Here is a 16,852-nt window from a genome sequence, read left to right on the forward strand (position 1 = left end):
TTCAATTAATAAAGATCAGCTTACTATGAATCTACCATATACCACCGTTGGATTTTTATATTAAGCAATTACCATGAGTTATTCTCGTTTGCGAATACGATCTAGTAGACGCTTTCGTCTTTTTTTAGGTCGTTCAGACGGTTTTTGAAAGAGCTCCTCATTCGCCTTTTCCTCTGTAATCCTTTCAACTAACACAAGTTGCGGAGGATTTGTGCTGTCATCGATACGAATATCCTCCAACGCAGCTCCAGCAGGTATACAAGCGGAGATTATCACCAGTGCTTGACTTTCAGTCAGCTCCCTTGGATCAACGCCGCGAGGGAATTCAATTGCTTGTACTAGAACATCTGCTTGTGGTTTTGCTTCCGTAATTACTAAGTCTTCGGGAATGCAGATATCCGCTAGTTTCTGTTCAATTTCTGACACCTGCGGCAATGCTTCTGTTTGTTGGATTTTAGCATCAGCTGTTTTTGATACTTCAAGGTCTTTTTGATCGAAGATCGGTGTTTCCCGTTTTTCAATCATCTTTGCATGTAAAACTTTATCAAATAAGCCTATACCATCTTTTTCAAAGAGACTTAGCTTTGTTAATTTTTCTAAAGAGGCTCTGATTTCTTCGGCTGTTTTACTTGGGTCAAATCCTTTTAAGCGTAGATGTTGACTCTTGCCGTTCGTGTTCTCAAATTCAGCATCTAATGTATACATTCATTCTTTCCTTTCTACTTTAATTTTTCTCTTCCTCTTGATTTATCGTCATGAACCAACTAATCCAGCTAATGGCTGTTCGATAAACTGCGTATATATTTTTTTAAGCTTGTCAACAATATATGTTTTGGCAGGGAATAGCTTTATTAACAATAAGCGCCATTCTCTTTTTTCAAAATATTCGGTAAAAAAGATGTAATAGCGGCGCAATGTCGCATTGGACCTAGTTCGTAAAAAGATAAAGTGAACCATATCAGCGAGCATAAAAGAAAAATCCTCTTCACACAACTCTTCTCTCACTTGAAGCGCTACCAATAGTTGGATCGCGCTATTTCCATCTTTCGTATCTTTATAAAAGTGCTTGATTCTTTTTTCTAAAGTCCTGCGCTTTAATGAAAAAAGCTGCTCCCTTTTTAATCCATGTTTCTCTATCATGCGTTATCTCCTTATTTCATCCATATCTTTCATTTAAACACCACAATCAACTCTTCGCACCAGCTAAAACGTTTCCCTACACTTCACAAAATTAACATAAACTATTTCTCACAAAACGTCATACCAGTTTTTTTAAAATAATTAACAGATAAGAATCAACCTTATTTAAAACAAGTGATATCAAGGAACTTCTTAGTATAAAATAATTCTTACTTAATCAATAAAACAAAAAAGACCGCACATAATGTGCGATCCTCGATAGTAAGATTATTCTACAGCAAGTTTGCGTTTCTTCGCTGCTTTTTCACGTTCTGATTTATTTAAAATCTGTTTACGTAAACGAATCGATTCTGGTGTAATTTCACAGTATTCATCATCATTCAAGAACTCTAACGACTCTTCCAAGGTTAAAATTCGTGGTTTTTTGATAACCGATGTTTGGTCTTTTGTAGCGGAACGAACGTTAGTCATTTGTTTGGCTTTTGTAATGTTAACACCTAAGTCTTTATCACGGCTGTTTTCACCAACAATCATACCCTCATATACTTCTGTCGTTGGTTCGACAAAAACTGTTCCACGTTCTTCAACACTCATAATAGAGTACATTGTAGCTTTTCCATTATCAACAGAAACTAACGCACCATTACGACGTCCACCAATCACTCCTTGGATCAATGGTAGGTATTGGTCAAATGTGTGGTTCATAATACCATACCCACGCGTCATTGATAAGAATTCAGTAGTGAATCCAATCAAACCACGAGCTGGTGCCAAGAAGACCAAACGGACTTGACCGTTTCCTGAATGGATCATATCTTGCATTTCAGCTTTACGTTGCCCTAATGCTTCAATTACACTCCCCATATATTCTTCTGGAGTATCGATTTGTACACGTTCAAACGGTTCACATTTCACACCATCTACGATTCTTTCGATAACTTCTGGACGAGAAACTTGTAATTCATATCCTTCACGACGCATATTTTCGATCAAGATTGATAAGTGCAATTCCCCACGCCCTGAAACAGTCCATGCATCTGGTGAATCGGTATTTTCAACGCGAAGTGAAACGTCTGTATGCAATTCTGACATTAAGCGTTCCTCGATTTTACGAGCAGTCACATATTTACCCTCGCGACCAGCAAATGGTGAATTATTCACTAAGAAAGTCATTTGCAAAGTTGGTTCATCAATATGCAGAATTGGTAATGCTTCTTGATGGTCAACAGGCGTCACTGTTTCTCCAACGAAAATGTCCTCCATACCAGAAACAGCAATCAAATCTCCTGCTTTTGCTTCTTGAACTTCTAAACGCTGCAAGCCAAAGAAACCAAAGATTTTTGTAACACGGAAATTCTTAATTGAACCATCAAGCTTCATAACAGAAACTTGGTCGCCGACTTTCATCTTTCCACGGAAGATACGTCCGATACCAATACGGCCTACGTAGTCATTGTAATCCAACAATGAAACTTGGAATTGCAATGGCTCATCACTATTATCAACAGGAGCAGGAATTTTTTCAACGATCGTATCAAAAACAGGAGCCATTGTCGGTTCTTGTTCTGCAGGATCATCAGATAAACTAGATGTTCCGTTAATCGCTGAAGCGTAAATAACTGGGAAATCTAATTGATCATCATCTGCACCTAATTCGATAAATAATTCTAATACTTCATCTACAACTTCTTCTGGACGAGCAGAAGGTTTGTCAATTTTATTTACAACAACGATTGGTGTTAAATGTTGCTCCAATGCTTTTTTCAATACGAAACGTGTTTGCGGCATCGTACCTTCATAAGCATCTACAACTAATAGTACGCCATCAACCATTTTCATGATACGTTCCACTTCACCACCGAAATCGGCGTGTCCTGGTGTGTCCATGATGTTGATCTTGTAGTCTTTATAGTTTACAGCAGTATTTTTCGCCAAGATCGTGATTCCACGTTCTTTTTCTAATGCATTTGAATCCATTGCACGTTCTTGTAGACTAACGTGGCTGTCAAGGGTATCAGATTGTTTAAGCATTTCATCAACTAGTGTTGTTTTACCATGGTCGACGTGGGCAATAATGGCCACGTTGCGGATATCTTCTCTGTAATTCAATTTTAATTGCTCCTTTTCTTGTAACGCGAGACTCACTCGATTGACAATTATAACAGAAAATCATTAAGAGTGTTAGTAAAACATTTTCATTTTTTCAGAAAAAGTATTTTCTTAACGATTGTCTTCATCAAACGCTTGGATTTCAGCCATCGCGGCCTGAGTTGCACCAATAAAAAACTCCCGACCTTGGAAGCTTAAGGGCTGCTGATTTTTTCCTGTAAAGCTCATTCCTAACTGCTCCATCATAATCGTCCCCGCTGCATAGTCCCACGGACTTAACATACTGACATAACCAATTTGAGTTCCCTTTATTATTGCGATGAAGTCTAACCCGGCGCACCCTAAAACACGAATCCCCATAGACGCTTGTCCAATTTCTTGCGCATGGTAACTATTTTTACGGTACAGCGCGGCATTCATACCAATTAACCCTTCTCTTAACGACTGATTTTCAGGTGCTGAAATTTCTTCTTGATTAAAGAAGACTTTCCCAACTTTTGGTCCACCCCAAAAAAGTTCATCTCGCATCACATCATAAATAAATCCTAATTGTCCCTTTCCCTCTTCGTAGACAGCAATCATGATACAAAAATTTTCTCGCTGCATGACAAAATTTAGTGTTCCGTCAATTGGATCAATGACAAAAACACGTCCTTTATCGATTGGTGTCTGATCCTGTCCGTTTTCTTCTCCTAAAATCAGAGCCTGTGGATCATAGGCATTAATTTTTTCAACAATAAAATCTTGGACCTCTTTATCAACATTTGTCACTAAATCGGTTCGTCCATTTTTTTGGTCTACTTTTAGTGCGTCACCTAATCCTGATTTAATTTTTTCAGCCGCCTCATAAATCCAACTAATAATTTCTTTTTCCATCTTGATAATCTCTCCTAGCTAAGTTTTGATTGCCACCATGAATAAGTATTAAATAGAAAATATTACATTTTAAAGCGTTTTGTCGTTGTTGCTTTTGCTTTTTGTAATGTTCGATAAATAGAATAATCGCTAACCTCTTGAAAATCACGACCTATTCGTTTTTCTTCTCCGATACTTTTAACAACTGTTTTGAATTTTTTATAGCCTTCTAAAAAGACTTCTTTATCAATACCGCTTTCGTTCGCTTCTTCTACTAAATTCAGAAAGTTGATAACAATCACGATTTCTTCATGTGTCCAATCTTCATCAATTGGATAACTATAATTTGCCATTGATCCACACTCCATTCCAAATTAGTTTACCATAGAATCATCGAAACTTTTGCTTATGGACCATCCTGTTCGTCTACTATATTTAGTTGGTTTGCTCAGACTCTGCTAAAGTTGACAGATAGAGAATATTCAAACGGTTGCCATAATTTGTATAGCCACAAACATTCACAAAAATATCGATGATTCGTTCACATTGATCCTGTCCTTTTGAATCATGCTTTTTTACTAAAAGCAAACCATAAAGGAACTTTGCATACAAATCATAGTGAATATATTTCAAATCACGATTGGGCGTTAAATAGCTGAGATACTCTACTAAAATTTTCTCTGCAGAAATTAATTGATTTTCTTCAACAAGAAACCGTGCTAAATGCAAGACAGCATCACAACGCCATTTTCGTATTTCGTAATTCCCATCTTGCTGATTAACTAAGCGATTAGCATAATAAAAAGCCTCTTCTGGACTAAATAAATCTCCGTTATAGGTGACCAAGAAAGACTCAAATTTACCCCAAGTTTCAGTTTCTCTTAAGTAATTCGCTATTGGAGATACATTGACTGTATAACTAGGTAAAAAAATATAATTATAGAATCTCTGACCAATAATTGCTGCAAATAGAAATCTATCCTCTTTAGTCTCTTTATAAAAGGCTTCCTGTTTCTCAACAAATTTTTTTAACGAGAATGAGTTTCCAGCATGATAGGCTTGATCAATTTCTTCTTCAATTTCATATAACCAAGCATCTAAACTTCCCTCAATTTCAAAAGCAAATTCGTCAACTGTCGTGTTTAATCTATTTAACAATTGTACCAAGTTTGAAAAACGAATATCGCCATTTTCCCGTTCATATTTTCTTAAAAATTGAGGAGACACAATTCCTTCTGAAACATTCGTTATGGTTCGATTTTTCTTCTCGCGAATTTCTTGGAAAAATTTTCCTGTCATTGTTTTCAACTCCTGATATCTTCATATACTCTTTTCAGATAAATTAGCTAGGTCTATTTTAAAGTGACTTACGAAACTTTTATTTCTGCTAAACTAAAATACCATGAAAAAATAGTGAGATAATCTAATTTTAGAAAAGTTTATTTCAGAAATTCTTTTTTCTATCTAATATATCTAATAAAAAAAAGAAAACAATGATCATCGAACAGGATCAGAACGAAATCATTTTATCGACAGATGAACTTCCTGATGATTTGATTTGCCCTACTGTCTTATCGCCAGATCTATTAATTTAAGGAAGAAACGAGTAGCTAAAATTCGAAAATATCTCTGAAACGACTTTTATTAAGAAAAGAGTTGAAATACCATGTCGCACAGATTCAAGTTTCGTTGATCCCTCTTGAATGAAGTGACTATTGCCTAGAACAGCAGTTGTTTTATTAAAAAAGCATCACTAAACAAGTGTGTATGGATTAATTAAGCACTCTTGATTATGATGGGTTTAAGTTGGTACTTCTATTGAAAAAAATCTTCTTACCTGAAAAAGTATATTGATAAGGGGGAACGTTTCAGACTGTAAAAAAAGCCAAAATCCACTAATAATTAGGATTTTGGCTCTTTCTTTTTAAATATGAATTGGCATACCTAAAGCTAATTCAGAAGCATCCATAACAATTTCACCTAATGATGGATGTGGGTGAATGGTTAAAGCAATATCTTCGGCATTCATACCAGATTCGATGGCTAACGCCAATTCAGAAATCATATCACTCGCTCCAACACCAGCAATTTGACCGCCAATGATGACATTGTCTTCTACGGTAGTTACTAAACGAATGAATCCTTCTGTTTTACCTAAAGATAGCGCGCGTCCATTTCCAGAGAATGGGAATTTGAACGCTTTTGCTTCTAATCCAGCTTCTTTTGCTTCCTTGATCGTCATTCCAACAGTAGCTAATTCTGGATCAGTAAAAGCTACTGCGGGCATTGCTTTATAGTCCACCGCAACTTTCTTGCCAGAGATTGCTTCCGCTGCGATTTTCGCTTCGTAGCTTGCTTTATGAGCTAAAGCAGCTCCAGGAACGATGTCGCCAATGGCATAGATGCTAGGCACGTTTGTACGTCCTTGTTTGTCGACTGGAATCAATCCTCGATCTGTCATTTCAACACCCGCTTGTTCTAAGCCCATGTCATTTGTATTCGGACGACGACCAACGGTTACCATCACATAATCAGCATCAACCGTTTCTTCTTTGCCGTCAACTTCATAACGAACCGTTACACTATCTCCATTATCAACAGCTTCACGAGCCATTGCAGAGGTCACGACCTTGATTCCTTTTTGTTTGAAATCTTTTTCAACAAGTTGCACCATGTCTTTTTCATAAGTAGGCAAAATTTGTGGTGTACCTTCAACAATTGTTACTTCAGCACCAAGGTTAGCATATGCGCCACCTAGTTCAGCACCGATAACGCCACCGCCAATAATGACAAGTTTTTCTGGAACTTCTGCTAAGGCTAAGCCGCCAGTAGAATCTAATACGCGACCACCGAATTTAAAGCCGGGGATCTCGATTGGACGAGAACCTGTTGCGACAATTGCATTATTAAATGAGTAAGTTTGAGCAGAATCAGGGTGAATTACTCGTAAAGTTTTGTCATCTACAAAGAAAGCTTCCCCTTCGATAATTTCTACTTTGTGTTTTTTCAATAAAAATTTAACACCTGAAGTTAATTTATTAACGACTTCATTTTCTTTCCACTCTTGTGTTTTCGTGAAATCCAATTTGACTTTTTCACTTGTGACACCAAACATTGATGAATCAAGTGAGTCTTGGTAATGATGTCCCGCAGAAATTAGCGCTTTTGACGGAACACAACCGACGTTTAAACACACGCCTCCAATATATTCACGCTCAATAATCGCTACCTTCTGTCCCATTTCAGCGGCGCGGATAGCGGCAACATAGCCGCCAGGTCCAGCACCGATTACAACTGTATCTAATTCAATGGCAAAATCTCCAACTACCATGATTTTATCATCCTTCCATTAATAATAATTCTGGATCAGCCAATAAACGTTTAATATTGTTCATAGCTTTTTGTGCTGTCGCACCATCAACGATACGATGGTCGAAGCTTAATGAAAGTTTCATTACACGGCCAACCGCTAATTCGCCTTCATCGTTAACGATTGGTTGTTGTGCAATCGTACCAACGCCAAGAATCGCAACTTCAGGGTAGTTGATTACTGGAGTAAACCAGCCACCGCCTACAGAACCAATATTTGAGATTGTGATCGTCCCATTCCGCATATCATCCGCAGATAACTTACCGTCGTGTGCCAATGCTGCTTTTTCATTAATTTCATCGGCAATTTTGAACATACCTTTTGTATCAGCATTTTTGACGTTTGGTACATATAAACCATGATCAGTATCTGTCGCAATACCAATATTGTAGTAATTTTTATAGACAATTTCTTGAGCTGCATCATCGATTGATGCATTCAAGACTGGGTATTTTTTCACTGTTGCAGTTAAAGCTTTCACTACGTAAGGCAAGAACGTTAATTTTGTTCCGTTGTCTAAAGCTACTTGCTTGAATTTCTTACGATGATCCCAAAGCTTAGACACTTCTACTTCGTCATGCAGAGTTACATGAGGTGCAGTATGTTTGCTGTTAACCATTGCTTTAGCAATCGCTTTACGGGTTGGTGTCAATTTCTCACGAGTTTCCATTTCACCCATATTTGATGTAAATGGTTGAGCAGGTTTCTCAGCTTTCACTGGTGAACTTGCTGATGAAGCAACTGTTTCAGTTGATTTTACTTCTGATTTGGTTGGTTCAGTTTGTCCACCGCCGGAAATAAATGTATCGATATCTTCCTTAAGGACACGTCCACCTTTTCCAGTAGCAGTTACCTGGCTAATATCCACATCTTTCTCACGTGCGTATTGACGAACGGACGGCATTGCTAAGATGCGTTTATCTGGATTACTTGCTTCTACAACTGAAGAGTTTCCTTTCGCTTCAGCTTTTGGCGCCTCCGTTGGTACAGATGCTTCGCTTGAAGAAGCACTTGAATCATTGTGTCCAGGTGCATCAATTTCGACTAAAACGTCTCCAACATTGGCAACTGTTCCTTCATCAACAATGATGTTCTTGATTGTCCCTGTTACTGGAGAAGGAATTTCTTCCACTGATTTGTCGTTTTGAACTTCTAATAAAGTATCGTCTTCTTCGATCTTATCGCCAGCTTTAACGAACCACTTAACGATTTCGCCTTCCGCAATGCCTTCACCAATATCAGGTAATTTGAATTGGAAAACTCCGCCGCCCTCATTAGAACTGCTGCTCTCACTTGATCCGCTTTCGACCGTTGGTTCAGCCGCTGGTGCTTCTGGTGTTTGCGATTCTGCTGCAACACCTGCGTCCCCTTCATTACCTTCATGACCAGGTGCATCGATTTCAACTAAAACATCACCGACATTCGCAACTGTTCCTTCATCAACAATGATTTTTTTGATTGTTCCTGTTACAGGAGATGGAATTTCTTCCACTGATTTATCATTTTGTACTTCTAATAAAGTGTCATCTTCGTTAATTGTATCGCCAGCTTTGACGAACCATTTGACGATCTCACCTTCAGCAATGCCTTCACCGATATCAGGCAGTTTAAATTGGTAAGCCATGTTTTTTTTCGCTCCTTTAGTTTAAAATTCTACGATTTCTTTTACTTTTGCTTCGATATCTGCTGCGTTTGGCAACCAGATACCTTCCGCTTGTCCAAATGGGAAAATCGTATCTGGAGCAGAAACCCGCCCGATTGGTGCTTCTAATGAAAGAATCGCCCGTTCTGAGATTTCTGAAATTACTTGTGCAGAAACGCCTGCTTGTTTTTGCGCTTCTTGAACAACAACGACACGACCAGTCTTCTCTACTGATTTAATGATTGTTTCAACATCAAGAGGAGCTACTGTCCGTAAGTCAATAATTTCTGCATTAATATTTTCTTTTGCTAAATTGTCAGCAGCTTTAATTGCTTCACGAACCATCGCGCCATAAGTAATAATTGAAACATCTGATCCTTCCTTAGTTACAGCTGCTTTGTCTAGAGGTACTTCATAAATTCCTTCTGGAACTTCTTCACGGAATGAACGGTAAAGCTTCATATGTTCTAAGAAGACTACCGGGTCATTATTTCTGATTGATGCGATCAATAGTCCTTTTGCGTCATAAGGGTTTGATGGAATAACTACACGCAGACCTGGTGATTGTGCCATTAAACCTTCTAAATTATCTGAGTGGAGTTCTGGTGTATGAACACCACCACCGAATGGTGCACGAATCGTGATCGGTAAATTCCGAGTATTTCCCATGCGATAACGAGTCCGAGCCATTTGTCCGACAATTTCATCCATCGCTTCAAATACAAAACCAAAGAATTGAATCTCTGGAACTGGACGGAAGCCTTGCAATGCTAAGCCAAAACCAAGTCCCGCAATACCAGATTCAGCTAATGGCGTATCGAAAACTTGATCTTCACCGAATTTCTCTTGCAATCCCTCAGTGGCACGAAAAACGCCTCCGTTCTTCCCAACGTCTTCACCGAAAATTAATACTTCTTTATCTTTTTCAAGCATCAGAGCTAAGGCATCTGTAATTGCTTGTATCATTGTTTTTTGTGCCATGATTATTTCGACTCCTTCGCTTCATAGAATTCAATTTGCTCTTTAATGTTTTGTGGCTGTACCTCATACATGTTTTTCAAGAAATCAGAAACTTTCTGCTTTGGTACACGGTCGGCATCAGTAATCGCTTGTTTAATTTCTTCTTTTGTTGCTTCGATCACTTTTTCTTCTTGCTCTTCTGACCATAAGCCTTTTTCTGTCAGATATTTACGGAATCGAACCAATGGATCTTTCTTTGTCCATTCATCATCCATTTCTTTTGAACGGTAACGTGTTGGGTCATCACCAGATAGCGTGTGTGGACCATATCTGTAAGTCAAAGTTTCAATTAACACTGGACCATTGCCGTTTGCTGCCCACTCACGTGCTTTTTTAGAAACGTAATAGACTGCTAATGGATCCATTCCGTCAACCTGAATACCAGGAATTCCAGCTGCCACTGATTTTTGGGCTAACGTTTTTGCTGCGGATTGTTTTTCACGAGGAGTAGAAATCGCAAATCCGTTATTTTGAATATAAAATACAGCGTTTGCATGATAAGCACCGGCAAAGTTAATTGCTTCATAGAAATCACCCTGTGATGAACCGCCATCGCCTGTATAAGTGAAAACAACGTTTTTGCTGTTACGTTTCTTCAGTCCTAAAGCAACACCAGCCGCTTGAACATATTGCGCACCTATAATGATTTGTGGAGGCAATGCTTGCAAATCCGCTGGATAGTTATTTCCTGCAACATGACCTCGAGACCATAAGAAAGCCTCTGCTAATGGTAGTCCGTGTTTGATCAATTGTGGTACATCACGATAACCTGGTAATAAAACGTCTTCTTTTTCAAATGCAAAGTGACTAGCTAATTGGCTAGCTTCTTGTCCAGCAGTTGGCGCGAAAAACCCTAAACGTCCTTGACGATTTAATGCAGTCGAACGTTGGTCTAGCACTCGAGACCAAACCATCGAAGTCATTAATTCTACAAGTTCATCATCGGATAGCTCAGGAACTAGGTTTTCATTTACAATTTTCCCGTCCTCATCCAGCGCTTGGTACACGGGAAAATCCGCGTTTACATCTTTTAGTAAGGCTTCAAAATCAATCGTTAACTCTTTTTCTGCCATGGTGTACACTTTCCTCTCTTAAATAAATTAAGTCTTGTTATCAGTGCAACAGCAAGTCAATCTGTATTATTGCTATTGCTCCTTCCATTCTAAATTAGCATTTTTGTATTCAATTGACAACAAACTTGCTCACTAATTTTGAGCGAATTGAAGCGTTTCACATTTTAGGCTTGTGAAATCATGTTCAGCACCCTTTCAATAAGGAATTCTTACCAACCGGACAAAACAATAAGATTAAATCAAAAGGGTATTTAGTTTTATTAAAGCTCTATCGTTTTTAGAATAATTTATAACTAAAACGATTGACTGCACAATCTTTAAAACTTAAATTTTGTTGCCTTTTTTCACAAAAAAAGAAACAGAATGGCAACACAGGCCATTCTGTTATAGTTCAGATCCATTCTTTTGCAATTTTTATATATACTACTTTTCCTAGCTGAGTCGCCAACATGTAAGCAGCAACGATAATAAGATACCATAACCAATAGCTGCTTGGTAAATAAACAAAATCAAATTGTTCAGCAATTGGAGTCAAAACAACTAATGCTCCGACAACAACAGCCATCAGTAAACTGGCAAAAACTTGTGGTGCTGGACGACTTTGGATAAATGGAATTTTCTTCGTTCTTACCATTAAAACAACCAATGCTTGTGTGGTAAGACCGATCATAAACCACCCGGTTTGGAAAAGGTTTTGTGCACCACCTGTATTGGCACCAAAAATGAACCACATGACTAAGAAAGTAATTATGTCGAAAACTGAGCTGATCGGACCAATACAGACAGTGAATTTCAATAGACCGGTAGTTTCCCATTTAGTTGGAGCCTGTAATTCCTCATCATCCACATTGTCCCAAGGAATTGTTAGTTGTGCAAAATCATAGATTAAATTTTGCAATAGTAATTGAATTGACAGCATAGGTAAAAATGGTAAAAACGCGCTAGCAATTAGAATAGAAAATACGTTTCCGAAATTTGAACTAATAGTGATTTTAATGTATTTCATCATATTACTAAATACTCGGCGGCCTTCAATAACACCACTTTCTAAAACGCCTAGACTTTTTTCTAGTAGGATGATTGAACTGGCATCCTTAGTGATATCTGCCGCTGTGTCCACCGAAATTCCGACATCAGCTTTTCGTAAGGCTGGCGCATCATTGATTCCATCCCCCATGAAACCCACCGTGTGTCCCTTAGTTTGTAGCGATTCAATGATTCGTGATTTTTGCATAGGGTTTAACTTGGCAAACAGATTGATTTTTTCTGCTGCTTGATACAGCTCTTCATCTGACATTTCATCAATTTGATTCCCTAATACAAAATCATCCGCAGGAATACCAACATCTTGGCATACTTTTTGAGCAACGATTGCATTATCTCCTGTCAAAACCTTCACTGTTACACCGTGTTGTTGGAGCGATTTAATTGCTGGTTTAGCTGATGCCTTTGCTGGATCAAGGAACCCCATAAAACCGATTAATGTCATATCTTTTTCATCATCCGTTGAATAAATAGGTTCATCATGGGCATCTCTCCGCACAGCAACCGTGATTACTCGCATACCTTGACGATTCATTTTCTCGTTAACGATCTGTAACTGTTGGCGGATATCTGGCGTTAATTCTAAAATTTCCCCATTTATTTCAACATATTTGCAGATTGCTGCCATTTCTTCAACAGCACCCTTAGTGATCATTAGTTGATGCTCGTCCGTCTTCATTACGACAGTTAAACGCCGACGAGAAAAATCAAATGGTATCTCATCAATTTTCTGAACCGCTCGATAAGGCAAATGACGATTTTGCTCTTCAAAATAATTAATTACCGCGATGTCCATCAAATTTTTCCACCCTGTCTGATAGGTAGAATTCATAAAAGCCAAGTCCAAAACTTGTTCATTTTCATTTCCTAAAGGGTCTAAATGCTGTACTAATACAACGCGATCTTCCGTAATAGTTCCCGTTTTATCTGTACATAAAACATCCATACTACCTAGATTTTGAATCGAAGCTAATTCTTTCACAATGACTTTGTGCTTCGAAAGAGTTAATGCCCCCTTCGCCAAATTCGAGCTTACTATCATTGGGAGCATTTCAGGTGTCAAGCCCACTGCAACTGCAATTGCAAAGAAAAAGGCACTACTCCAATCCCCCTTAGTAAATCCGTTAATTAAAAACACTAAGGGAAACAGAACCATAACCATACGCAGCAACAACTTACTAACTTTTGATAATCCAATATCAAAAGAAGTCTTGCCACGTTTCGATGTCGCATTTTTAGCGATATCACCAAAGAACGTTTGCTGACCTGTCTTTAGAATAATAGCTTTTCCTTGACCACTTAACACGTCAGTTCCCATAAACACTAAATTGGTTAAGTCTAATGCGGTTGTTTCTTCGTTTATTTCCGTCTCATCTGAAAGATATTTTTCGACAGGCATTGATTCTCCCGTTAACGAGGATTGATTGACGAAGAGATCCTTCGTCCAGATTAACACCGCATCTGCTGGAATCATGTCTCCAGTCGCTAACGTCAGAATGTCACCAGGTACTACTTCGTCCATCGGAATTTCCTTTGTTTCTCCATTACGTGTGATCGCAGCGGTATTTTCAATCATTTCTTTTAATTCAATACTCGCCTTTTGTGAGCGATATTCTTGAATGAACGTAATCAAAACACTAGCCAAAATCATGATCGTCATCACAATTGAGGCCTCAATATCATTTGTCAACAATGAAACGATGGCTAAAAGTGCTAAAACATAGACAAATGGATCGTTGAAAGCCTGCAAAAATAATAAAATACCAGGTGTCGGCTTCTGCGCAGAAACTTCATTAGGTCCATACTCCTCCAAACGACTTTGCGCATCCTCCTCTGATAGTCCTTGAAGAGATGTTCGCAAATTAAGGAATAAGTCACGATCAGATAAAATTGCTAATTTTTTTAACTCTTGATCTTTATTGATTTTGCGAGCAAGAAGGCCTTTTTTGTTCATCATAGTTTTTCCTCCTAAAATTCAAGGCAGCCAAAGCCGCCCAGTTATTCTTACTTTTCGGTCGACTATCTTCAAGGTCCATCTTCCTCACATCCTTTCATTATTCTTTGGCGATATTAAGCAACCTAACATGCTTACAGGTTTAACTGACAGAAAAAAAGCGCACACTCGAAAATGAGCACGCGCGAAAATCCAATCATGTTCATCGTCGAGCTTTAGCACTATAGGGCGTAGACAAAATTTGTCAGCTACGTTATGAATCACCTTCACGATGATTCCTGTTTTACCCATTGGCGTCTCTCGACATTTTTGGGCAGTAGCCTGTGTCCGTATAGGAGCCTCACCTAACAATTATTCTTATTTACATCCTTACTATATGTCAGTTAACTCTCGGTGTCAAACATTAGATTGAAAAAACTTTTTCATTTTCAGAAACTCATCGACCTTTTTATTTGGGGAACTGCTAAAGTAATCTGCAAATTTTTTACTCCACAGTTTCGTTTCGCGAGCTTCTGCAAATTTTTCCATCGTATCATCATACTCTTCTATCAACTGATAGTTATAATCTTGGTACGTGTCATAGTGTACAATTGCCTGTTCTGGCAAACGAGGTTTGATTTTCATTTCCACATTGGGCTTTCCAATGCTCAAGCCAGCAACAGGAAAGACGAAATCAGGTAAATTCAACAAATTGCTTACTTCTGGAATATCTTTTCTAATCGATCCAACGACTACAGAACCCAATCCTAAAGATTCAGTGGCGATTACTGCATTTTCCAGGGCTAAAGCAGCATCGGTTACTGCTGTGATCAACGGATCTATACCTTCATTAATGCGATAACCCACTTCATAATGTTTAGCGACCTTCTCTGTCCTTTTTAAATCAGCTACGAATACAAGAAAAACCGAACTTTTAAGCATGTGTGGATTCCCTGGATTGAGCTCAACAAGCTTTTCTCTAATTTTCCGATCTCGTACCACGATAATGCTGTACATTTGACCATTCATCCAACTCGGTGCTTGACGACTTGCGTTCAAAATTTTTTGTAATTCTTCCTCTGATAATTGATAGTTTTCGTCAAAATTACGATACGTTCGGTGTGTCTGTAAACTCTTTAATGCATCCATTTAATTCCTCCTTAGCTCTCTAGAAATCTTCTGTAGTTTTTCGAAAAAAAGTTGCTGTGCTTTTTCTGATAGTCGAGTATAATTCACTCTCATTGCCATTGTATCACTACTAAAAAGAAATGCGGGGGCAATTAATATTTTTTCTCTTAGGAAAATTTCCCAGTCTTTTCTGAACAATTTTTGATGCCGCCAAGTAAAATAAACATAGATTCCGCCTTCAATTTTAGAAATTATCCAATCCTCTGAAATACTATCAGCTAATGAAACAAATAAGTTGGCACGTTTCTTTAATTTACTTACTAATTCTTTCTGATTCCGTTCAAACTGTGAATCGGTCAAAGCGGTATGGGCGATCACCTGTGGGAAAACGCTGATGGAAAAATCCATCATTTGCTTGGCCTCGGATAATCGTTGAATTAAATCCCGATCAGCCACAATCCAGCCAATTTTGATAGAAGAACCAAAAATTTTAGATAATGAGCCTAGATGAATCACTTGATGTGGTGCAAGTTCCTTCAACGAAGGAGGGATGAGGTTAAAATTCATCTCACTGAATACTTCGTCCTCGATAATTGGTAGCTGGTATTTTTGACTGAGCTCAATCAATTGCCTTCTGCGACTTTCTGACATCGTCTTCCCCGTCGGATTTTGAAAAGTTGGGTTAAGGATAATTAGCTTTATTTTTTTTGTGAGAATTAATTGCTCTAGCTTATCGATCTTCATTCCTTCATTATCCATCTCTACACCATACAGCTTAATACCTGCAGTTGCGAAAATCGGTAATGAGTATAAAAAAGATGGGTCCTCGATAGCTACGCTGTCTCCGCTCTGCAGCATTACCTGAAGCAGTAAGAACATTGCCTGCTGTGCGCCTGAGGTGATCAAGACTTGGTCCGAAAAAACATCAATTTTCTGTTCTATTTTTATTTTCTGACAAATAATCTGCTGCAAAGGTCGATATCCCAAGGGGCTTTGTTTTCTTTCTTCTAAAAGTAATTCTTCCCAGGTGTAAGAAGGGAAGCGAAAATCAGGAATCAAATTTAAGGGGAGTTCTCCTGAGTAAAGATCAAGTGCTTCAGAATCAGACAATAAAAGTTGTAATTTTTCCAGAAAAGGTTCTCTAGGATGTGATTCCTGTGTAAAAAAACTGCGCCAATCAACCCTTGGCATCGTACTCCTTCCCCAATTTCCCTCATTAACTATTGTCCCACTACCCTGTCGCCGCAATACCCAGCCTAGACTAACCAACTCATCCAAAGCGTGAACGACTGTCGATCGATTTACATTATAATATGTAGCCAATTTACGCTCCGACGGCAACCGATCTCCTGGTTGCAGAGTGCCTTCTTGAATATAGGAAATAATTTGTTCCATAATTTGTTGATATATCGGTATTTTTGTTTTTTCTGATAGCTCCCACATAGAAATCCCTCATTTATTATTGGATGACTCAACGCTAACCCAATTCAATAAAAGAGTCAAGATAACTAAAAAAACTCATACTAATTATTAGTATG

13 protein-coding genes and 1 riboswitch are annotated in these 16,852 nt (G+C 38.3%); all 13 genes read right to left on the minus strand.

Annotated elements, in window-relative coordinates; genetic code table 11:
* Nucleotides 1–78 precede the first annotated feature (78 nt).
* Nucleotides 79–705, minus strand: coding sequence for a DUF2922 domain-containing protein (locus tag J9537_RS08090; protein WP_218255594.1), 627 nt, complete (start codon nt 703–705; stop codon nt 79–81).
* Nucleotides 706–753: 48 nt separating this feature from the next.
* The gene (locus tag J9537_RS08095) at nt 754–1,140 is read right to left on the minus strand and encodes a hypothetical protein (protein WP_376713206.1); all 387 of its coding nucleotides are present in this window, start codon (nt 1,138–1,140) and stop codon (nt 754–756) included.
* 267 nt (nt 1,141–1,407) lie between these two features.
* Nucleotides 1,408–3,249, minus strand: coding sequence for a translational GTPase TypA (gene typA, locus J9537_RS08100; protein ID WP_218255595.1), 1,842 nt, complete (start codon nt 3,247–3,249; stop codon nt 1,408–1,410).
* A gap of 111 nt (nt 3,250–3,360) precedes the next feature.
* On the minus strand, nt 3,361–4,125 hold the full coding sequence (locus J9537_RS08105) for an inositol monophosphatase family protein (protein ID WP_218255596.1): 765 nt from the start codon (nt 4,123–4,125) through the stop codon (nt 3,361–3,363).
* 62 nt (nt 4,126–4,187) lie between these two features.
* The gene (locus tag J9537_RS08110) at nt 4,188–4,457 is read right to left on the minus strand and encodes a UPF0223 family protein (protein ID WP_218255597.1); all 270 of its coding nucleotides are present in this window, start codon (nt 4,455–4,457) and stop codon (nt 4,188–4,190) included.
* A gap of 82 nt (nt 4,458–4,539) precedes the next feature.
* Nucleotides 4,540–5,403 carry an Rgg/GadR/MutR family transcriptional regulator gene (locus J9537_RS08115; protein ID WP_218255598.1) on the minus strand — a complete coding sequence of 288 codons (864 nt, stop codon included), beginning with the start codon at nt 5,401–5,403 and terminating at the stop codon, nt 4,540–4,542.
* 625 nt (nt 5,404–6,028) lie between these two features.
* The gene (lpdA, locus tag J9537_RS08120; RefSeq protein ID WP_218255599.1) at nt 6,029–7,435 is read right to left on the minus strand and encodes a dihydrolipoyl dehydrogenase; all 1,407 of its coding nucleotides are present in this window, start codon (nt 7,433–7,435) and stop codon (nt 6,029–6,031) included.
* 7 nt (nt 7,436–7,442) lie between these two features.
* A complete protein-coding gene (locus J9537_RS08125) occupies nt 7,443–9,098 on the minus strand; it encodes a dihydrolipoyllysine-residue acetyltransferase (protein WP_218255600.1) in 1,656 nt (551 codons plus the stop codon).
* Between the two features lie 21 nt (nt 9,099–9,119).
* Nucleotides 9,120–10,097 carry an alpha-ketoacid dehydrogenase subunit beta gene (locus tag J9537_RS08130; RefSeq protein WP_010744927.1) on the minus strand — a complete coding sequence of 326 codons (978 nt, stop codon included), beginning with the start codon at nt 10,095–10,097 and terminating at the stop codon, nt 9,120–9,122.
* A 2-nt stretch (nt 10,098–10,099) separates the two neighbouring features.
* Nucleotides 10,100–11,209 carry a pyruvate dehydrogenase (acetyl-transferring) E1 component subunit alpha gene (gene pdhA, locus J9537_RS08135; protein ID WP_218255601.1) on the minus strand — a complete coding sequence of 370 codons (1,110 nt, stop codon included), beginning with the start codon at nt 11,207–11,209 and terminating at the stop codon, nt 10,100–10,102.
* Between the two features lie 391 nt (nt 11,210–11,600).
* A complete protein-coding gene (gene mgtA, locus J9537_RS08140; RefSeq protein WP_218257351.1) occupies nt 11,601–14,207 on the minus strand; it encodes a magnesium-translocating P-type ATPase in 2,607 nt (868 codons plus the stop codon).
* 194 nt (nt 14,208–14,401) lie between these two features.
* Nucleotides 14,402–14,566: riboswitch (M-box (ykoK) riboswitch) on the minus strand.
* A 37-nt stretch (nt 14,567–14,603) separates the two neighbouring features.
* On the minus strand, nt 14,604–15,335 hold the full coding sequence (locus J9537_RS08145) for a nitroreductase family protein (protein WP_218255602.1): 732 nt from the start codon (nt 15,333–15,335) through the stop codon (nt 14,604–14,606).
* Complete coding sequence (locus J9537_RS08150) at nt 15,336–16,757, minus strand: aminotransferase-like domain-containing protein (protein WP_218255604.1); 1,422 nt, start codon at nt 16,755–16,757, stop codon at nt 15,336–15,338.
* Nucleotides 16,758–16,852 lie beyond the last annotated feature (95 nt).

Origin of the sequence: Enterococcus raffinosus (assembly GCF_019175485.1) — a bacterium.
GTDB lineage: Bacteria > Bacillota > Bacilli > Lactobacillales > Enterococcaceae > Enterococcus_A > Enterococcus_A raffinosus.